General features: G+C 43.0%; 20 protein-coding genes and 1 pseudogene. 18 read left to right on the top strand and 3 right to left on the bottom strand.

Features of this window, described 5'->3' with window-relative positions; all coding sequences use genetic code 11:
- Positions 1-3 precede the first annotated feature (3 nt).
- From ACO067_RS01725 to ACO067_RS01655, 15 genes and pseudogenes are all read left to right on the top strand, one after another.
- Positions 4-392, top strand: a pseudogene (locus ACO067_RS01725) (GxxExxY protein).
- Positions 393-448: 56 nt separating this feature from the next.
- Positions 449-1,048, top strand: a complete 600-nt coding sequence (locus tag ACO067_RS01720) for a phosphoribosylanthranilate isomerase (protein ID WP_421869877.1) — start codon at positions 449-451, stop codon at positions 1,046-1,048.
- Entirely contained in the window at positions 1,045-2,241 is a 1,197-nt protein-coding gene (gene trpB, locus ACO067_RS01715) for a tryptophan synthase subunit beta (RefSeq protein ID WP_421869875.1), read from the top strand. Before ACO067_RS01720 ends, trpB begins: the two co-directional genes overlap by 4 nt.
- A 92-nt stretch (positions 2,242-2,333) precedes the next feature.
- Entirely contained in the window at positions 2,334-3,113 is a 780-nt protein-coding gene (gene trpA, locus ACO067_RS01710; protein WP_421869871.1) for a tryptophan synthase subunit alpha, read from the top strand.
- A complete protein-coding gene (gene aroF / locus ACO067_RS01705; RefSeq protein WP_421869868.1) occupies positions 3,110-4,111 on the top strand; it encodes a 3-deoxy-7-phosphoheptulonate synthase in 1,002 nt (333 codons plus the stop codon). The genes trpA and aroF overlap by 4 nt, the downstream gene beginning before the upstream one ends.
- Positions 4,112-4,138: 27 nt before the next feature.
- Positions 4,139-4,882, top strand: a complete 744-nt coding sequence (locus ACO067_RS01700; protein ID WP_421869865.1) for a phenylalanine 4-monooxygenase — start codon at positions 4,139-4,141, stop codon at positions 4,880-4,882.
- Complete coding sequence (gene hisH, locus ACO067_RS01695) at positions 4,883-5,467, top strand: imidazole glycerol phosphate synthase subunit HisH (RefSeq protein ID WP_421869862.1); 585 nt, start codon at positions 4,883-4,885, stop codon at positions 5,465-5,467.
- Between the two features lies 1 nt (position 5,468).
- On the top strand, positions 5,469-6,182 hold the full coding sequence (gene hisA, locus ACO067_RS01690; RefSeq protein WP_421869859.1) for a 1-(5-phosphoribosyl)-5-[(5-phosphoribosylamino)methylideneamino]imidazole-4-carboxamide isomerase: 714 nt from the start codon (positions 5,469-5,471) through the stop codon (positions 6,180-6,182).
- Positions 6,183-6,247: 65 nt separating this feature from the next.
- Positions 6,248-7,003: an imidazole glycerol phosphate synthase subunit HisF gene (gene hisF / locus ACO067_RS01685; RefSeq protein ID WP_421869856.1), complete on the top strand. Its 756-nt coding sequence runs from the start codon at positions 6,248-6,250 to the stop codon at positions 7,001-7,003.
- Positions 7,003-7,599 (top strand): bifunctional phosphoribosyl-AMP cyclohydrolase/phosphoribosyl-ATP diphosphatase HisIE, encoded by a 597-nt coding sequence (gene hisIE / locus ACO067_RS01680; protein WP_421869852.1) that lies wholly within the window; start codon positions 7,003-7,005, stop codon positions 7,597-7,599. The genes hisF and hisIE overlap by 1 nt, the downstream gene beginning before the upstream one ends.
- A 436-nt stretch (positions 7,600-8,035) precedes the next feature.
- Entirely contained in the window at positions 8,036-8,587 is a 552-nt protein-coding gene (locus ACO067_RS01675) for a hypothetical protein (protein WP_421869849.1), read from the top strand.
- Between the two features lie 21 nt (positions 8,588-8,608).
- Positions 8,609-10,501 (top strand): ATP-binding protein, encoded by a 1,893-nt coding sequence (locus ACO067_RS01670; protein WP_421869845.1) that lies wholly within the window; start codon positions 8,609-8,611, stop codon positions 10,499-10,501.
- A 298-nt stretch (positions 10,502-10,799) separates the two neighbouring features.
- Complete coding sequence (locus tag ACO067_RS01665; protein ID WP_421869841.1) at positions 10,800-11,393, top strand: hypothetical protein; 594 nt, start codon at positions 10,800-10,802, stop codon at positions 11,391-11,393.
- A gap of 135 nt (positions 11,394-11,528) precedes the next feature.
- Positions 11,529-12,455, top strand: a complete 927-nt coding sequence (locus ACO067_RS01660) for a TraB/GumN family protein (protein ID WP_421869839.1) — start codon at positions 11,529-11,531, stop codon at positions 12,453-12,455.
- A 348-nt stretch (positions 12,456-12,803) separates the two neighbouring features.
- Positions 12,804-13,349, top strand: a complete 546-nt coding sequence (locus ACO067_RS01655) for an REP-associated tyrosine transposase (protein ID WP_421869836.1) — start codon at positions 12,804-12,806, stop codon at positions 13,347-13,349.
- Between the two features lie 235 nt (positions 13,350-13,584).
- On the opposite strand, the gene ACO067_RS01650 is transcribed toward ACO067_RS01655, so the two are convergent.
- The 3 genes from ACO067_RS01650 to ACO067_RS01640 all read right to left on the bottom strand — a co-directional run bounded on the left by ACO067_RS01650 (position 13,585) and on the right by ACO067_RS01640 (position 16,777).
- Complete coding sequence (locus tag ACO067_RS01650; protein WP_421869833.1) at positions 13,585-14,322, bottom strand: hypothetical protein; 738 nt, start codon at positions 14,320-14,322, stop codon at positions 13,585-13,587.
- A 64-nt stretch (positions 14,323-14,386) separates the two neighbouring features.
- Positions 14,387-16,300 carry a S9 family peptidase gene (locus ACO067_RS01645; RefSeq protein WP_421869830.1) on the bottom strand — a complete coding sequence of 638 codons (1,914 nt, stop codon included), beginning with the start codon at positions 16,298-16,300 and terminating at the stop codon, positions 14,387-14,389.
- A gap of 81 nt (positions 16,301-16,381) precedes the next feature.
- The gene (locus ACO067_RS01640) at positions 16,382-16,777 is read right to left on the bottom strand and encodes a hypothetical protein (protein ID WP_421869827.1); all 396 of its coding nucleotides are present in this window, start codon (positions 16,775-16,777) and stop codon (positions 16,382-16,384) included.
- Positions 16,778-16,881: 104 nt separating this feature from the next.
- On the opposite strand from ACO067_RS01640, the gene ACO067_RS01635 reads away from it, so the two are divergent.
- The 3 genes from ACO067_RS01635 (at position 16,882) to ACO067_RS01625 (ending at position 20,985) form a co-directional block, all read left to right on the top strand.
- A complete protein-coding gene (locus ACO067_RS01635; protein ID WP_421869824.1) occupies positions 16,882-18,072 on the top strand; it encodes a TlpA family protein disulfide reductase in 1,191 nt (396 codons plus the stop codon).
- 275 nt (positions 18,073-18,347) lie between these two features.
- Positions 18,348-19,838: a T9SS type A sorting domain-containing protein gene (locus ACO067_RS01630; protein ID WP_421869821.1), complete on the top strand. Its 1,491-nt coding sequence runs from the start codon at positions 18,348-18,350 to the stop codon at positions 19,836-19,838.
- A gap of 355 nt (positions 19,839-20,193) precedes the next feature.
- Positions 20,194-20,985, top strand: coding sequence for an alpha/beta hydrolase family protein (locus ACO067_RS01625; RefSeq protein ID WP_421869818.1), 792 nt, complete (start codon positions 20,194-20,196; stop codon positions 20,983-20,985).
- Positions 20,986-21,002 lie beyond the last annotated feature (17 nt).

Genomic DNA, 21,002 nt, shown 5'->3' with positions numbered 1-21,002 from the left:
ACCGTGGTAGAGATCAATGACATAACGAATGCAATTATCGGAGCAGCAATCAAGGTGCATAGCAAGTTGGGCCCTGGATTATTGGAGTCCACCTATTCAGAGTGTATTTGTTACGAATTGAGAGAACAAGGGTTTAGTGTAGAAAAAGAGAAGGCAATGCCGGTGGTATACCATGGAGTGGAACTTGAATGTGGTTATAGAGTGGATTTGTTTGTTGAGAATAGAGTTATTGTCGAATTAAAGGCGTAAAGGCACTGGATGATATCCATTTGGCTCAAATTCTCACTTACTTAAAGTTGGCAAATTGCAAAATTGGATTGCTGATCAATTTTAATGAATACAGAGTCAAAGACGGTATTAGAAGAGTTTTCAATAAGTATTATATAGAATAAAGAGAGAAGTGATTATAGATGATCTTAGATCTCTCTAATTCTCTGTGGTTAAAAACATGAAATTAAAAGTATGCGGCATGCGAGAAACGGAAAACATCCGGGAGTTGATGGCTTTGGAGCCGGACTTCATGGGGATGATTTTCTATCCGAAAAGCTCACGTTATGTGAGTGAAGTGCCGCAAACGGATATATCGGCGACCAAAATAGGCGTGTTTGTTAATGAAGACATCACGGTGATTCAGCGGAAGGCTGAGCAGTTTGGTTTTGATATGATACAACTCCACGGGGATGAACCAATTGGGCAAGCAAGCATCTTGAAGTCGCTGGGTTTCAGGGTGATTAGGGTTTTTAGTGTGACTGATTCTTTGCCCATGGAGCAGATGAAGGCTTATGAAAATGAAGTGGACTTCTTCCTTTTCGATACCAAGACACCTAAGTATGGCGGTAGTGGAGAAAAGTTTGACTGGTCCATTCTGAAAGGTTATAACCTGAAAACACCATTTTTCCTGAGTGGAGGAATTGATTTGGAGGATTTGGAGACCATTAAGCAGTTAAATATTCCACAGTTGTATGCGGTGGATATTAACAGTCGGTTTGAGAAAGAACCGGGAGTAAAAGACATTGAGAAGATAAAAGCATTTAAGCAGCAACTATGAGCGAAGTGAAATCAAAGTATTTGGTAGACGAGCGAGGCTACTTTGGCAAGTTTGGCGGGGCTTACATCCCTGAGATGCTCTACCCCAATGTGGAGGAGCTTAGAAGGTCCTATCTGGAGATTATTGAGTCTCCTGCATTCAGGAAGGATTTTGATCAATTGCTGAAAGACTATGTAGGGCGACCAACACCACTTTACTACGCAGGCAGATTGTCAGAGACCTTTGGAGCAAAGATTTACCTAAAGCGTGAAGATCTGTGCCATACAGGAGCCCATAAAGTCAACAACACCGTGGGGCAAATATTGCTGGCTCAGGCTTTGGGGAAAAAACGAATCATTGCCGAAACAGGCGCCGGTCAGCATGGGGTAGCTACTGCTACGGTGTGTGCTTTGATGGGAATCGACTGTATTGTTTACATGGGAGAAGTGGACATGGCGCGTCAGAAACCGAATGTCGAGCGAATGAAGATCTTAGGTGCAGAGGTAAGACCCGCTACAAGTGGTAGTAAGACTTTAAAAGACGCTACCAATGAAGCCATGCGACATTGGATCAATAACCCGCAGGATACACATTACATCATCGGATCGGTGGTAGGTCCTCATCCATATCCAGATATGGTGGCACGCTTCCAGTCCGTCATCAGCGAAGAGATCAAGTGGCAGCTCAAAGAGAAAGAAGGAAAAGAAAATCCGGATCATGTATTTGCATGTGTAGGAGGAGGTAGCAATGCGGCAGGTGCTTATTACCATTATTTAGATCATGAAGAGGTGAATCTGGTGGCAGTAGAAGCATCAGGACTGGGAAACAATACGGGAAAATCTGCAGCCACTACCGCGCTGGGAAGGGAAGGTGTCCTCCATGGCAGTCGCACGCTGTTAATGCAGACAGATGATGGGCAAGTGGTTGAACCCTACAGTATTTCAGCCGGACTGGATTATCCAGGAATTGGGCCGTTTCACGCACATTTATTTGACAGTGGACGCGGACAGTTTGTTGGGGTGACTGATGAAGAAGCGATGAAGGCTGGCATATTGCTTAGCAGGCTGGAAGGGATCATCCCTGCAGTAGAAAGTGCGCATGCCATTGCCGCTTTGGAGAAGGTGAGTTTGACGGAGTCGGATGTGGTAGTGATCAACCTATCTGGACGAGGAGACAAGGATTTGGAAACGTACATCAAGTGGGGAAAATATTGAGTTAGTCGATAGCTAAAGTCCATAGACCATAGTTTCCGACTACTGGTAACGAACTATGGACTTTGAACTATCAAACTAAAAAACTAAGAAACATGAACCGAATAGATCAGGCATTTATAGATAAAAAAGAGCGTTTACTCAATGTGTATTTCACGGCAGGATTTCCTAATCTCGAGGATACCTTGAACATTGCTAAGGCATTGGATGCTGGTGGCGCGGACTTGATTGAGATTGGCTTGCCGTTTTCCGATCCTGTGGCTGACGGACCTACCATTCAGGACAGCTCCACGAAGGCTTTGGCAAATGGAATGACGCTCCATAAGTTATTCGAACAGCTTGCTGACTTACGAAAGGAAGTGAGTGTTCCGGTATTGCTGATGGGCTATATCAATCCGGTACTGCAGTATGGGTTTGAGAAGTTTTGTGCTAAGTGTGCGGAGGTAGGTGTGGATGGATTGATCCTGCCAGACTTGCCGATGTACGAATACGAGGAGATGTACAAGGAAGTTTTGGAGAAATATGGATTGTACAACGTATTTCTCATCACTCCACAAACTTCGGAAGAACGCATTCAAAAAATTGATGAACTGAGCAAAGGCTTTATCTACATGGTTTCGTCTGCCAGTACCACCGGGGCCAAAAAAGGGATCTCCTCAGAGCAGATTAACTATTTCCAAAAGATTAAATCGATGAACCTAAGGAACAAGCGAATGATAGGTTTTGGAATATCGGATAACGAGTCGTTTAGCAAGGCCTGTCAATATGCGGATGGTGCGATTATAGGAAGTGCATTCATTAAGTTGTTAGAACAAGATTCATCTGCAGAAAACATTAAGAATTATATCCACGGAGTTAAATCACCTGTATCATGATTATACAACTAGAACCCACCATAACAGCAGAACAGCGAGAAGCTTTGAAGTCTCAGGTATCTGCATTGAAATACAAAACCAACGATGTGAAAACCCAAATGGGCGAATACATCATCGGTATTGGGAAAGAGAAATTTGATGTGCGCAACATCGGGCACCTACCAGGAATCAAGGACATCCACATTGTTTCTGATGATTTCAAGTTGGTTTCACGAAAGTGGAAAGTCAATCAAACAGTAATCGATCTGGGTGATGGCGTGCTGATTGGCGATGGCAACTTTGCCATGATGGCGGGTCCGTGCTCCATCGAGGGAGAAGAAAACATTGAGAAGACGATCAATCACCTGAAAGAGAATGGCTTGCGGATTATGCGTGGCGGGGTTTACAAACCTAGAAGCTCTCCATATTCTTTCCGAGGTATGGGAATCGATGGGTTGATGATGTGGTACAAGGCGGCAAAAGAAGCGGGTATCAAGATCGTGACAGAAGTGATGCAGGTAAGCCAGATTGAAGAGATGTACGATTACGTGGACATCTACCAGGTGGGAGCCAGAAACACACAAAACTTCAACCTTCTGGACGAGCTTGGTCGAGTGGATAAGCCAGTGATGATCAAGCGAGGAATCTCTGGAACGATAGATGAATTGCTGTACAGCGCAGAATATGTCTTTGCCGGAGGGAATGAGCGATTGCTCTTGTGCGAGCGTGGCATTAGAACCTACGAAAAGGCTTCCCGAAATACCTTTGACATTAATGCCATTCCTATTTTGAAAGAAAAAACCCATTTACCAGTGATTGCTGATCCTTCACATGGTATTGGGATTCGGGATCACGTTGAACCGGTAGCTCTTGCGGCAACTGTGGCAGGTGCTGATGGAGTGATTTTTGAGATTCACGAGAAACCAGAAAAGGCATTCTCTGACGGTCAGCAAACCCTTGACTTTGAAGAGTCAGCGCGACTGATCCGCAAGATGAAAGCATTAACAGAATTAGACTAAAACGCCAATTGGCCAATAGCATAACAGATGAAACAGATTTACGGAAACTACACCAAAGAGGACTTTGAAGTATGGCAGCTCCTCTACAAGCGACAGATGGGGAACCTTCCAACCGCTGCGAGTACTGCCTATCTGGAGGGATTGGATCATGTCAACTTTGTGGAAGAAGCGATTCCGAAGTTTGAAGAGACCAACGACATTCTTCAGGTTCAGACTGGATGGCGATTGGCTGTGGTTCCAGGCATCGTTCCGGATTACACCTTCTTTGAATTGATGTCCAATAAGCGATTTCCAGCTACTACCTGGTTGCGGAAGATGAAAGAACTGGATTATCTGGAGGAGCCGGATATGTTTCATGACGTGTTTGCTCATGTGCCGCTTTTGGCCAACCAGTCGTTTGTAGACTTTCTGGAAGAGCTAAGTAATATCGGCCTGCAGTATGTTGGCAATGACTATGCCATTGAAATCCTCTCCAGAGTCTATTGGTTTACGGTAGAGTTTGGGCTTATTCAGGAGGAACAAGGGTTGAGAATTTACGGAGCAGGTATTCTATCCAGTGCCGGAGAGACCAAATTCTGTCTGAGTGAAAAGCCACCGAAGCATCCATTTGATGTCCAAACCATTGCCAATACGTCCTATAGAAAAGATGTTTTTCAGGATCGCTACTTCGTGATTGACTCTTATGAGCAATTGTATGAGAGCATTCCTGAAGTGAAGGCCGTCCTTGCCGAAATGGTCGAAAAACACGAATCCAAAGCTGTTGTTGCCTAGATGAAAGTAGCCATCGTAAAATACAATGCAGGCAATGTGCAGTCCCTGACTTTTGCGTTGAATCGATTAGGTGTTGAACCTGTTTTATCAGATGATCCTGAATTTTTACAGACCGCCGATAAAGTGATTTTTCCTGGACAGGGAGAGGCAAGTTCTGCCATGAGAAGCCTGAAAGAAAAAGGATTGGATCGAGTGCTGAGAAGTCTCCATCAGCCTTTTCTTGGGGTTTGTCTGGGGATGCAACTCATGTGCGAATCTTCTGAAGAGAATAACACAGAGTGTCTTGGTATCATCCCACAGAAAGTGGTTCGGTTTGACTCAAGTGAAGTAAAAGTGCCGCACATGGGATGGAATGACATTCATCAGCTGAAGTCACCAATTATGAAGGACATTCAGGAGGGGGATTACCTCTACTTTGTTCACAGTTATTACGTGCCTGTATGTGAGGAGACCATTGCTGTGGCCGAGTATCCTCAGTCGTTTAGTGCCGCACTGAATAAGGACAATTATTATGCGATCCAGCCACATCCTGAGAAGAGTGCAGAGGCCGGAATGAAACTGTTAGAAAACTTTTTAAAACTATAAGATGCACATCATACCAGCCATTGACATTATTGGTGGCAAATGTGTTCGCCTGACGAAAGGCGATTACAATCAGAAAAAAGAATACTCCGATAATCCGGCGGCTATAGCCAAAGGGCTTGAAGACGCTGGAATCAAGCGCTTACATGTAGTGGACCTGGATGGAGCCAAAGCAAAGCATGTGGTAAATTTGGATACGTTGAAGTCCATCACATCTAGCACGGATCTGGATGTGGATTTTGGAGGAGGGGTGAAGACCCGTGAAGATCTGGAAAAGGTTCTGGCTGCCGGAGCTAAACAGGTGACTGCTGGAAGTATTGCCGCAAATAATCGTTCGGAGGTGGAAAGCTGGATCAAAGAATATGGAGCGGAAAAGATTATTCTCGGTGCAGATGTACTGAACGAGAAAGTAATGGTCTCAGGCTGGCAGGAATCCTCTGATTTGGATTTAATGGAGTTTCTGGAGCATTATATCACTCTTGGAATCGAATATGTCATCTGTACAGACATCAGCAAAGATGGTGTGCTGCAAGGACCTTCTTTTGACTTATATCAGAAAATCCTGAAGCATTTTCCAACACTGAAGCTTATTGCCAGTGGAGGAGTTTCTGGAAAGGACGACCTGGTCAAGCTCAAGCAGCAAGGTCTCTACGGCGCGATAGTTGGAAAAGCATATTATGAAGGAAGAGTAACTTTGGAAGAGTTGGTATCCATATGAGCTGATCATTTGCCAGTTGGTGTCAATAACCAATAAAGGTTTTCATATAAAAACTATTGAAAATTGTGTTAACGAAGAGAATCATACCATGCCTGGACATCAAAGACGGTCGCACTGTCAAGGGGGTCAACTTTGTGGAGCTGCGAGATGCAGGTGATCCAGTAGAGCTGGCCGAGCGTTATACCCAGGAAGGAGCCGACGAGTTGGTGTTTTTGGACATCTCAGCCACGCTGGAAAAGCGCAAGACATTGATCGAACTGGTCAAGAAAGTAGCAGCTGCTATTCACATACCTTTTACCGTTGGTGGAGGGATTAGTTCGGTAGACGATGTAAGAGCTTTACTCCAAGCTGGAACTGACAAGGTATCCATCAATTCCGCAGCGGTAAAAAATCCTGATTTGATCAATGAACTATCAAAGGAATTCGGATCACAGTGTGTAGTGGTAGCCATCGATAGCAGGCATGTGGATGGGGTGGATCTGGTGCACACACACGGTGGGACCAAGCCGACAACACTCGAAACCATCGCCTGGGCGAAGGAAGTCGCGGAACGTGGAGCTGGAGAGATCTTGTTAACCTCCATGGATCACGATGGCACCAAAGCAGGCTTTGCGCTGGATCTGACCAGAAGGGTTGCAGCAGCTGTGAATATTCCCGTTATAGCGTCCGGCGGTGGCGGTAATGAAACGCACTTTACCGATATTTTCCAAAATGGAAAAGCTGACGCGGCTTTAGCGGCGAGTATTTTTCACTACAAAGAGGTGGAAATCAACCACCTCAAAAACGAATTAGCAAAACAAAACTTACCGATACGATTATAATGTCACCAGATTTCGAAAAAGGAGGAGGGCTGCTACCAGCCATTGTGCAGGATCACATTACAGGAAAAGTACTGATGTTGGGCTACATGAATGCGGAGGCATTGAAGCAAACCCAGGAGACTGGAAAGGTGACGTTCTACAGTCGCTCGAAGGAACGACTCTGGGTGAAAGGGGAGACGTCTAACAACTTCCTGATCCTAAAGGATATCGCAGAGGACTGTGATAAGGACACCATTTTAGTTAAAGCAGAACCGCAGGGACCAACCTGCCATACTGGAGCGGATACCTGTTTTAATGAAGTGAATGAAAATCCAATCACATTCTTAAACCACTTGCGAGATATTATAGAGGATCGAAAAGCAAATCCTTCCGATGAGTCCTATACAGCCAGTCTCTTCAAAAAAGGCATCAACAAAGTAGCGCAGAAAGTAGGCGAGGAGGCCGTGGAAGTCGTTATCGAAGCAAAGGATGACAATGAAGACCTTTTTCTCAATGAATCTGCGGATTTACTATTTCACTTGATGGTATTGCTAGCTCACAAAGGCTACTCCTTGGATGATGTGGTGAAGGTGCTGGAGGGCAGGCATAGGAAGTAATACAGGCAAAATATACTGGTTTCTTCAAGTTTATACTACGGTATCTGGGTAACAATTAAGCATGATATGTGCTATCATTTGATAGTAATTGTGCGCAAAGGCATCTCTTATTGCCCGTTATGCTTAATCAAATCTAACAGCTAGAAGTGGACAAATGGTGCATTCAAAGTTTTGTTCTGGTTCTTTGATAAATGTTTTGTCTAGTATTTTAACAGGTTGATGGACCCAATTCTTTGATTGGTCTAAGGGGGTGATTTGATACTATCAATTGTTATTATATTCATGTTTGAATAATACAAAGCATCCAAATTGGATGGCCATTTTATACGTCAACCAAACCACCATGATTCCATCCAAACTTAGAAGTGTAAGTATTTTAAACACAGTTTGCATACTCTTCATTGTACTTACTATTCTGTCTTGTTCTGATAACAATATGACAGATAAATTAATTGACGAGACGGACAAGGATATGGAACTGGCTACCGAACTGGTAGGTAATTACCTCGCCACAAGGACTGATTCTTATGGAACCACTAAAGGTAGAAGAGTTAAAACAGATGACATTGATGCCATTGATGTATCCATTACAGTTCTGAAATTTTATAGAGGAAACCTGGTTTACAAAACGAATACCGATGATATCTCTGGATATGAGGTGGTTGGTGAGACAACTGTTACAGCTCATGTTGAGCCCGGAGAATTGATATTCTGGTTTGCGGGTGCAGGACTCAAATCGCTAGATAGTATTGATTTTGCTCAGGAAGATGTGTCATTTCTAGGTGACCTACCTGATTACCTACACGATTTTGATATGTGGGTTATCCAGGTACCCGAGGATTATGATACAGATCACGAGCACCTAAAATACGACATTGTATATGAGTCTAGAGAAAATGCCGGGATAAAGGTTAGACTTGATCCTAAAATACAAATCAAAAGTACAACTGTAGACACCGATACAGATACAGAAACAGACGGAGAGTAATGTTACATTGATCCCAGTGAAATGAAAGTACTTAAGCTAACCGTTCTTCTTCTCGGCATTCTGGTCAGCCATTACACCTGGTCCCAAAACCAGATCAAGGCTGATAGTATCAAAGATGTAATTGACAAGGGCATATTATCTCCCAGTCAGGAGTTAGAAGCTTATTATTGGTTGTCATCCTTTACAAGTGACGCTTACGATAAACTAAAATACGGCGAGCACCTACTCGAGCTGGCGGAAGAAGCGCAGAGTTTAGAATATCAAATCAAAGCCAATTGCAAAATAGGAATTGCCCATCGCTTTATGGGTAATCTAAGCAGAGCTCTTGAGTACCTTTTCAAAGCAGCGGATCAGGCAGCCGGTAAGGAGCAGTTCAGAAATATCCTGGCGGAGGACATCTATGGCGAAATATCTACGTGCTACACCCAAAACGGGGATTTTGAAAATGCACTTTATTACGGCTCCAAATCAATCAATATACTTAGACAAACCAACCGCAGACAATACCTGGCTTTGACGCTCTTGAATGCCGGGTATGACTACTATCTTGTTGGAAACTACGACTCAGCTATGGCCTATTACAACGAGGCTGAGCCCATACTGGAGCGAGTCGGGTTTGAGCAGGGCTCTGCTTATGTGATAGGAAACAGGGCCTTAATCTATTGGAAACAGGGCGATAGAGAAAAGGCTAAAGAAGATTTGTTCAAGGCGTTATCCATGTTGGAGCCTATCGGCGATGACTATGGGATGGCGGATTATTATAACCAGTTAGGAAATATTTACCTGGAAGAAAAGGCTGAGAATGAGGCTTTTGACTATACGCTGAAAGGACTCCAGCTTGCCAAGAATGCAGGACTCAAAGAGCAGGCAAGAGATGCTTCTTATTTACTTTATAAACTGTCCCTAAAGCGGGGCAATCTACAGGATGCAATAGACTACCAAACACAATACTACGCTTATAAGGATAGCATACAAAACCTGGAGACCACTCAGAGACTGGGTGATATGCGGACCGAATATGAAGTAGGGCTTAAGCAAAAAGAAGTGGATTTGTTGTTGGAAAAACAGCGAAACACACAAACATTACTCATCACCGGCGGAGTGTTATTGGTTGCATTCGTTTTGCTGATCATAGTGGTGTTTTCATCATTCCGATCCAAGCAAAAACTCACTATTCAGCTGGAAAAGCAAAATGTGGATTTGGCTGGGCTCAATCAAACCAAAGACAAATTCTTCTCCATTATATCACACGATTTGAGAGGTCCTGTGAATACACTCGGTGGACTCATCAATGTTTGCCAAATGTATCTTAAAGATGGAAATCCCAAACAAATAGTGGATATGGTTGACCGAATGGAGGATTCCATTCATCATATGACCAGATTGTTAGATACATTGCTCAATTGGGCATTGCAGCAAAGAGGACATTTTCCTTATGTTCCAGAAAAACTCGATTTGAATACCGTGATAACTGGAGTGATCGAAATGTTTCAGGACAATGCGGCTGCTAAAAACATTAAGCTTCAATATGAGGCAGATGAGCCAAGATACCTACTCGCTGATAAGAATACTGTCTCAACGATTTTTAGAAATCTGGTCAACAATGCGATCAAATTTACGGATTTGGCCGGCTCAGTGAAGATCAGTGCACAGCCTGATACGAAGAAGAAGCTATGGATCATAAAGGTGACCGATGATGGAGTGGGTATGCCTGCTGACAAACTAGGTAAATTATTCAAGCTCAACGAAAAAATATCCACTGCAGGTACGGTAGGTGAGCCCGGCCTTGGTCTTGGGCTGCAATTGGTCTATGAATTTACCCTGCTTAATAATGGCAGTGTAGAAGTGGAAAGTAAGCCAAATGAGGGCACTACTTTTACCATCAAATTGCCGATGTATACTTCCGAAAGTTAAGATTTAATCCCCCTTTTTACTGGATCAAAATACCAGCTATGCGGTATTTTAATCAATCATTCAATTGTTGAAATTTGACGACAATAATATCGCAACTTAGGTAGTGGTTTGCACTTGTGAAATTGTTTATGAACCCGGTTCACCGTAAGAATAGGCATATATAATACAAATAGTATTCATAGCTGGTTGGTAAGAACGGGCCGGATTTTTAGTTCGGTCTGTTCTATTTTTATAGGTTTCCGTTTAATAAAATCAGGTAAATCGATTAATTTCAATACTTCACAAGCACCTGATAGTTATGTTTTGTCAGACATTGAGAATTACACTGTTTGCGCTGTTTAGTGTGTTAGGAGTATTCTGTCAAGGTCAGGTGCCCGTTTCAGAAAGGAACAGTCGTGTCGATCTACACATAACTGCTGATTACATTGGCGCTGGTTCTTTAGGAACTTACGTTTCCGGTGGCTTACTTGGAGAATTTCACTATGGTGATCGGGTGAGCGCTTTTTTTCCATTGGCATTCGGGAAGGATTACTTTGAGATAGGGCTAGGGACGATTTTTGCTCCTCTTGGATTGTGGGCTATGAGTGGTGGAGAAGAAAAGACTCTGGGTGAGTTCTTTGGGATGCTACTCGCGGTAGCAACTTCAGTAGAGAGCATGGGGTATCACATACGTCTGGGTGAAAAGCAAGAGTTTATTCCTTATTACAGTTTATGTCGCCTAAGGTCTTTTGATAGTCAAGGAGAGCTTTCAGCTTCTTTAGGTCTGATGATGCGGTTGCATCTGTCTGATAGATGGCACCTCAACTGGTCCGGCGAATACTCCCAATTCTACACTTTGAGACAAGCCAGTGGTGTGGAAGGAGGGATGAGTGTTGCTTATGTATTTAGATAGTATCATCAAACTCTCAGTTTGTTTTCCCTTTTCCACAAACCTCGGAGTAGCAGTTGGGCTGATTTTGTAGGGATCAATTATGATAGTCTCGACACCTATGACCGCTAATGTAAATCCTCCAACCGAGATGCCTTTATGTCAGTTGAATTAGGAAGTCAACTAATTGCATCCATGCGATATTATAGGAAGGTTTTTTTGATTGTTTGCCTGTTGGGTTTGAAGGTTTCCTCTTCTTTGGCTCAGGAAAAGCTTCAAAGTGAATACCGATTCCAAACCATTCTATTTGAGGTGAGAAGCGAGGACCATACCTCTTATTTATTTGGGACTCATCACGCTTTCGGAGAGTCATTTTTTCACTCACTAAACGGTGTAGAGCAAAAACTACTGGATTCCAGGTTGGTCATTTTGGAAAGCCTTAACACACCCGAAGAGTCTACGGAAACCATCATTAACAAGAGAGAAAAAACGACTGATTGGAAACGGTATTTATCTAAAAATGACGTCAGCTTCATTGAGGAAATATTTCAGAAATCCCAGGTCGATTGGCATAAAATCACACCTGCAGAAATGTATCAAATGCTTGGTCGAATCTTTAAAGAACGTTATTGTCAGGCCAAAGCAGACAGTGATGCCTATTATTCACTCGATGGCTACATCGGGTGGTTAGCAGAACAGAATCAAATACAACAACTGGGTCTGGAAACGCGTGAGCAGCAATTACTACTCATCAATCAGGATGTAACCGGAATGCCTCGGAAAGTTCACAAAAGACGACTCAAGTCAATTATTGATGCCTTTGAGTCGGGAGCATCCTCACGCTGCGATGAGACTGATTGGTATCGTTCCATGAATATGGATTACCAACTGGAGAATCCATGTGGAAATGCATTATTGCTGACCGACAGGAACAATCAATGGATGCCTGAATTGATCCAGGCAATAGAAACGAAGGATTGTTTTATTGCCGTAGGGCTTAGTCACCTAATGTTTGACTGTGGATTGATACATCAACTACAGGTTCGAGGATATGAAATAAGTCCTATTACCTTCGATAGCAACTAGTCCTCGTTTCTAGTATTCATCGTTTTAAATGCTTAACCTAGTCCTCGTTTGCAACGAGGACTGTTAAAGCTTAGCATTTAGAATGCGGATGGTAAAGATCGCATTGGGCTATATCACCAGTGTTTACACCGAGTAGATATTTTATGCACTCTTTTTTTTTACAAGTTACAAACTTGATAATTTAAGCATCCGCGTTACAAACGCGGACGAGACTCATTAGTCCTCGTCTTCAACGAGGACTTTTAGAGTAAAGCATTTTCAATGCGGATCGACAAGATCCCAGTTTGATGATTTCAAACATATATGATCTGTTACCACTCAATTTAATATTTTGAATATTATTGTATTATGTCAGGAGACCGTTATCTTATATCGGATCAAAATGCGCTTTACTTTGTGACCTTTACCGTAGTAGGATGGATAGATGTTTTTACACGAAAGGAATATAAGATAGAAATTGTAAACGCGCTCAACTACTGCATTAAGAATAAAGGCTTGATTGTTTATTCCTGGTGTATAATGAGCAATCATGTTCATTTAATCATCAGAGCTAGAGATGAGTTCAGAATTTCTGATATCATTCGAGATTTTAAAAAATTCACCTCAAAAAAGATAGTTCATCTTATTCAAAATAGTCCCGAAAGTAGACAGGATTGGATGCTCAATCAATTCAAGTACGCTGGGAGAAACCTAAATCGAATAACCAATTACAAGTTTTGGAAAGATGATAATCATGCAATTGAACTATCCGGAACTATGATAGACAAGAGACTTGATTATATCCATAACAATCCAGTGAAGGCGATGATTGTTGAAGAGCCGGAGTACTATTTATTCAGTTCAGCTCGTGATTACGCTGGTATTAAAGGGTTGGTTAATATTGAGTTCGTTTAGTACAGCTTCATTCTAAGTTTCATATCAAATACAAGTTATAAAATTGATGATTTAAGCATCCGCGTTGCAAACACGGACGAGGCTCCACTTGCTCTCGTTTGCAACGTGGACTGTTAAAGCTTAGCATTTAGAATGCGGATCGACAAAGTCCAATTTTATCGGTATAGTTACCTGTTTTATCCAAAAGGATACGCATCACAATTTCAAGTCCGGTTGAAGTATGAGGGCAAGGCCTTTAGATATTGGAGTCTAACATGATTTTCCATTCACCACCTGCACCCCTTTTCCACACCAGGATGTAATTTCCTCCATAGGACCCGGAGCACTGCCCAATTTCATAGATGATGTTTTCATTCACAGGCTCCACGATTATGGGCGATAGGTGCAGCTCATAGCTCTCGCGCTTCATGTAGGCATAGGTTTCACCAATGGCTGCAACACCAATGATCATGGGACGGTGGTTGTAGTAATAGGCATTTTCATGATAAGTTGCCTGGACCAGTTTCATCGGTTCGTGCTGGTTGGCGTACTTCATCCAGAGCTCTCGAATTGGGTCAAGCACCTTTATGTCTGGTTGTTGATCAGTGCGCTCGTAAACTAGTTCGAATTCACGTTTTTTAGTAGCATTGACGTTTTTCCAAATGATCAAGTGACTAAATGAAAGACCATCTGAAGTGGTAAACGTCCCAATTTCATAATCGTATATGGGATTAGCCTGTATCACTTGCTTCGTTTGTATTTCGGAGATGGTGAGGTCCTTTGCAAGCCAACTTTTGGCTATAGCGGAAACACCAGTAACCAGCTCCAGCTCTGGAGTTATTCTCACAGCATTAGGCGTGTAGAGGTTCTTTAGATTGGGAGTGGACTCATTGATGTCCTTTTTCCATGCATGGTTTGCAGAAACCTGAGCAACTAAACTCAATGGAGTCAATAGTGTAAAGGTCAAAAGGAAGGAAAGAGAGCGTGCTTTCAAAAGAAAAGGTTGTTTATTAAAGGGACAATCACGAATACAGAGACCCGTAATTGTCCCGATAAGGTTATTCTATTGGTTTTTCACCTTTCAGGTATTCATCGAGGAAGGTTTTGATCTGGCCATACCCTTCTATTTCATTCTCCTTCTTGCGGAAACCGTGCCCTTCGTCATCAAATACTACATATTCGACAGGAACACCGTTGGCCCGTACGCCTTCTACGATCTCATCAGATTCTACCTGCAACACTCGAACGTCGTTGGAACCTTGTAGCACCATGAGTGGTTTGGTGACATTTTCTGTGTGAAATAATGGAGAGATTTCATAAAGTCGGACCGAGTCTTCTGTGGTAGGATCACCCATTTCATCGTACAAAGCCTTGCGGAAGCTTTCCCAATAAGGAGGAATTGACTTCAAAGTTCGCAACCAGTTGGTGACCCCAAAAATGTTCACACCTACTTCAAAGGCTTCTGGCTCAAAAGTCAAAGCGGCCATGGTCATGTATCCACCATAAGATCCACCAATGATGCCCACTTTGTCCATGTCAATAACGCCTGTTGAGGCAAGAAAGTCTTTGCCAGCCACACAGTCCTTTAGATCTTTGTCACCATGGTTTTGGTCATCCAGGTGGTTAAACTCCTTGCCATAACCACCGCTCCCTCGATTGTTAACCGCCAGAATGGCATAACCATGATTTACCAAATACTGGATCAATGCAAAGTAGTTGAGGCGAGATTGTCCACCAGGACCTCCGTGCACCCAAACGAGTGCCGGCACCTGATTGGCAGCTGATGCCTGATGCGGTTGGTAATAAATGGCCGGGATTTCCAATCCATCAAAGGACTTGTAACGCACCACTTTTCCTTCGACCAGGTCTTCAGATTGAATTTCAGAATTAAGCGTGTTGGTAAGCTTTTTCAGGTCCCCTGTTTCAAAGTTGTAGACATACATATTGCTTGGTGAAGCAGAAGTGCTAACCGTTAATCTGGCTAGTTTTTCACTTTTTGAAATATTAACCGAGGCGATGCTGCCACCAGCTATTTCTGGGAGTTGCACTTCCTCTCCCGTGGCAAGTTCGATGATTTTCACCACGGTTTGAGCATCTTCATTGATGCCAATGACTCTATACTTTTCATTCCAGGAGTCATAGGCATACCATACATCCCAGTTCGTTTCAAATACTTTTTCTACTTCACCACTCTCCAGATTACGTCTAGCCAGGTAACTGAAGTTGGCACCTTCATCCGTGGTGTAGTAGAGGTAAGCATTGTCCAAGCTAAAAAACTGTGGCGAATAAGTCGCATCACCTTCGTGTTCGGAGATGTCCATTTTCTCACCAGTTTCCTGATTGTACAGATACATTTTTCCATTGGCACTCGTGATCGCCTGGGTCAAGGCTAAATATTTTTCATTGGGCGAAATGGCACCTACATCCAGGCCGTCGCTGTTTTGGTACATCATTTCTTTGATGGGCATTTCCTCATCCACAGAGGCCACGGCCATTTTGTAGATGTCCATATAGCGAGGATCTCGCTGGTTGGAGGCAAGGTACATGCTCTCTTCATCACGACTCCAGCCATAGAATCCGTTGCGCACACTATCTTCTGGGGTTAAGGATTTGGCCTGACCCTCAGTAGTCATCACGTTGATTTGGTAGTTTTCATTACCACCATCGTCATAGCTGAAGATGAAGCGTTCATCGTTAGGAAAATAGCCCTGACCAAAATAAGAGTCCTTAGTAGAGCTTGTCAATTGCGTTTTTTCACCAGTGGCAATATCGATCTCAAAGACATTGTAAATGCCCGTTTCATTGCTGTTGACCAAAAGTTTGGATTCGTCCGGTGAGAAACTGCCACCGCTGATATTCACGTTTTGGTAAAATTGTTCAATGGTGTACTGCTGAGAGGGAAGGGTTTTCTCAGGTTGCTGTTGGCAGCTAAAAATGGCTACTGCAAACAGCGGAATAAAGATTCTTTTCATGATTGTTTAGGTTTGTTAGGATCATTTAAGCTACGAAGGATTCACCTCGTTCACAAACCAGTCATCACAAACAATGAACGACTATTCCTTTTTGACTTGATATTCATATCGCACCACGTCATTGATCACGCACTGGATTAGATACTCACCATTGTTTTCCCGGATGAGATAGGTGCCGTTGAGGATTAGACCCCAATCAAAATTAGCTGTCCATACATTTTCATCAACAAATGTGATTTCGTTACCCTCCACTTGAAAAGTGCCACTTCCTCCAGCTGGAATGTATTGGGGACCGGAAGAACAGGTAAACCGATTGCCATCTATGGTAATGGAAACATCATGTATCAAAGGGGATTTGTCTACGTCATACATGGCCGTAAAAGACCCGGAATACACACCACTTTCCAACTTCACCATTTCATCTTCGCTACATCCCGTAGCAAGGACGATCAATAGCATCATACCTACTAGTCTCATGTATTTAAGACCTTTATTTGATTCTTTTGGTTGGAATCGTACGAGTGGTTTTTAATGGAGCAAGAAGTGCTTAGCTTTAAGAACTTCAATCACTTCAAAGCTCTATGAAGATCTCGAAATTCCACCGGTATGTTCTGTGGTTGTTTCTTTTGATCGCAGTATTGGCCTGCGAATCCCCAGCGCCTATTTCAGGGCACTTGGAGGCAAAGCACCCGAATGATAAGGTGGTGTACCTGATTCAACCTACGACTTTGCAGGAGGTTGGTGCTGCTTACTTTGGTGAGGTGATTGATTCAGCCCAGGTCCAACCGGATGGAACATTTGCATTTACGAACCCACCGACATTCCAAAAGCCAACTTTGCTGGAAGTGGTCTTAGGGCAATCAGGAAAGTCAGCTAAGTTTCTGGAAACAACCGATCCCTCCAGGTCCAATTTCATGCCGATCGTCTTGCAATCAGGAGAGAAGATCACCATACAAACCAGGGAAGAAACATTTCAAAAGAGCTTTACAATCAAGAATCCATCTTTCGTCAATCAGGAGCTTTTGAAGCTACGGAATGTGCATCAAGAGGCTTATCAAAATCACTTGCTAGGAAAGCAATGGCAACCAGGCGATGGTAGCCAATTGCTTGAAAAGGAGCATGCCGTACGAGACTATCAGAAGGAACTCATGGCCTTTGCTGATCGCACCACCGAGCTGATTCTGGCCCTTGTAGCGATGCGATTGGTAAGTCCGGAGGGTAATTACGAACGCGTGCCGGAGTTTCTCGTGAAGCTGTGCAATACATGGCATGAGCAGCAGCCAAACCATCCCTGGGTAAAGCAACTCTGTGCACTGGCCAATCCTGAAGAACTACCTGTATTGATCGGTGATCAATTTCCTAACCTCAAGCTGCCGATGCTTGCGTCAGATACTGCTATGCTGCATGATTTGTTAGGAGAGCGCTTGACTATAGTTGACCTCTGGGCATCCTGGTGCGCACCTTGTCGGAAGGAGAACCGAGAGGTATTGGTGCCGCTCTGGGAGAACTACCATGAGGAAGGACTACAGATAGTAGCTTATGGACTGGAGAGTGACGTGGAGGTCTGGAAAAAGGCCGTTCTCCGCGATGGTGCTGACCGCTGGCAGCATGGATCAGACCTCCAGGGAGATGATGCGCTATTTCTGCGACAGATCCGCGTGCAGACCATCCCGGCTAACTTCATTGTCGATAGGGAAGGATTGGTGGTGGCTAAGAACCTTCATGGTGAGGAGCTGATGGAGTGGGTGATGGAGTATTTTGCAAATTTCTAGTTAGGTCATGTTACAACATATAGTGGAAACTCTACTAAAGCGTTATTTAAAAAAAACAATCATTTCCTATTGACCTTTGAGGTGTATGTTGAAATAATCGCATTTCGAAGGTTGTATTTATCTCCCAATTACCAATAATGCAATTAATGCTAGGATTAAGTATTAATTAAACAATAGTCCAGTATTTCTGAATAAAGCTCCTTTTAGGTTTGAGGTGGGTTAGGGAGATTGAGGATCATAAGTTTTTTAATAATCCTTAACAAAACCTATTCACTATGAATCTTACAAACAAGTACAAATCTCCGCCACCATTCCTAAAGGTTAACCGCATGCATCGGATCATTCTCTTATGCTCCATTTTACTGATTGGTCAGGTCTCATTGGCACAGCAGATGGGTGCGAATTACAATGAAAACCTGGATCAAATTGATCCCGGTTTAATTAACCAGTCGGGAACCAAATGGGTGAGGGCTTTTGTCAATGTGTTAACATTGGTTAATATTAATAATGCTGGAACCATTACCGGAGTGAACACAAATGCGGTTAATAATACCAAGATTGGACCATTTTTGGACTGCCGACAACACAACGCCAACCTGATTTTAAGCTTGAAATTTGATTTTAAGAACCTGCTGGGGAATCGTGTACCGCTACATAACACGCCGGAGTTCACCCACATCAAAAATGCCATTGTCCAATTGCTCAAAAGAAATGCGGGTGGCCGAAAGCTAGGTAAGAACCTGGCTATTCTCACGGTGGGCAACGAGCCAATGTATGAGACTCCCAGCTTTGGGGTGCCCAACTATACGTCGTTTACTGACAAAATGATCAATCAGATGGCTCTGCTCCGTGGCAATAACAACTGGAGTTATGAAATCTTCACGGGTGCTGTAAATGACTTTTCCAATAAAACCAACGATGGAATTGCGAATGCCACGATTGATATTGCTAAGACCAATAACAATGTGGACGGTATGGACATTCACATTCATGTCTCTGCTTATAACCAGATTAGTGCTGATCTGACAGCTCTCAGAAACAAGGGAATGAACAAAAAACTAATCTGCACTGAATTCTCACTTCACCGATTGGTGCGTAGCAAGATGGGAACCAATCTCGGTAACTGGGGCGCCAACAACGGGTACTCCAGTGGCATGAAGATCTGGCAGTTTATCAATGACTGTATGGTGAGAAGAGAAAACAACAATCCTATCAGTCCTAATAAATGGAAAAGCTTTTGGAACTCCCGTGGCTGGTACCAGAACAACTGGTTTGATCAGTTTTACAATGCTTTTGAAAGCAAAAATGTGTGGGTGGCTACCTATGGCATGGTCCGCCCAATGAGACCGGGATTCCGACTGACAGCCAACTCACCGGCGTGGGTCGTTAATGCGGCATTCAATGACCAGATTCTGGGCTCTGGACCGGGAGGAAACCCAATTGCCAATCCATTCAGCCACCCGAGATGGAAGTATTATGTAGACAATCCCTCCAGTAGACTCGCTGCAGAAAATGCCAATGAAGAGGTAACAGAACCGCGGGTATTCATATACCCCAACCCGACCAGGGATTACCTGAATGTTCGGATGGATACACCTGAGTCCGGCAACATATCCTTGCTCACCATTGATGGTCGCACGGTGATGGTGAAGGATCAGGTGATTGGCCACCATAAACTCTACATCGGTGATTTACCCAAAGGAATCTATCTGCTGCGCATCAAAAGAGCGGGAAAATCTTACAACGAGCGAATCATGATTAATTAGATCAGTTTCTAGTTCCTCAATCAAAGCTCTCAGATCTCTCTGGGAGCTTTTTTGTGTTCACAGGTCGTTCTTATCCCGACCAGTAGTAGATACTATTGCATGATGAAAACGAAAAATATCCTGGATCCTTCTTGAGTGAAAACACATACGGTTCCGCAGGCCTTTACATACGGTTCCGCGAGGCGTTACATACGGTTCCATTTGGAGAAGGATAGGTATTGTTGGTTTATTCCTCTATTTTGGAGGAAATAAACAGTAAATCAGGCGGATTGCGAATTTGAAACCTAGTGTAGCTGATATAGGTGAGCAACAACTGGTGCACATTACCTATATCAGTTCGTTAATAGCGAATGTTATGAGTAAACATCTGATGAAAATTCAATTTATCCCTTTACTCTTTACGTTCCTGCCCATTAGCGTTTGGTGTCAAGAATTTCCCTTTTGGGGTAATTTAGAGCAAGGTTCGTATGGTGTAGGGTATTCTGATACTATAATTTACAACGAACAGCAAAAGTATTCATACTTAGATTATGAAGGTCCTAAGCCGTATTTGGTAAGCTTTTGGTTTCCCTTAGAGGTCGAAACAAATAGTGCCGAAATAGAATATGCTGAATACTTAGCTTTTGAAGCAACGCAATTGGGAATTGCTTTAAGAGACTCTTTAATTCAAATGCGAAAACAATCTTTTATTGACTATGGAATAAAAAATAGATTGGATTCTTGGGAAGACAGACCATACGGACAAAATGAGCAACAACTTTTTCAGAAAATCATTTTGACCAAAGTAAACGCCAAAAAAGTATTAGAGCACCCGTTAAAAGAGTACCCCGTTATTATTTATCACCATGGCATGGGTGGTTCAAAAGAAGAAAACTCTGTTTTATTCGAGTACTTAGCTTCTCATGGATTTGTTATCGTTTCAAGTAACTATCATTGGCCAAAACAGAGCACGAATTTAGAAGACCTAATAAATGATTTAATGTTTGCGACTGATTTTGCTGCTCGTTTATCCTTTACTGACTCAGAAAGAATGTATTTTCTAGGGCACAGCTGGGGAGCTCAAATCGGATTGATCCTGAATCAATCAGGTAGACATTCATTCAAATCCTTTATTCTACTGGATAACACATTAGAAAAGCTAATGTAACCTCCCCATTATTAGGA

The organism is Marinoscillum sp. (assembly GCF_965229915.1).
GTDB lineage: Bacteria > Bacteroidota > Bacteroidia > Cytophagales > Cyclobacteriaceae > Marinoscillum.
This window is presented reverse-complemented; position numbering and strand designations above follow the sequence as displayed.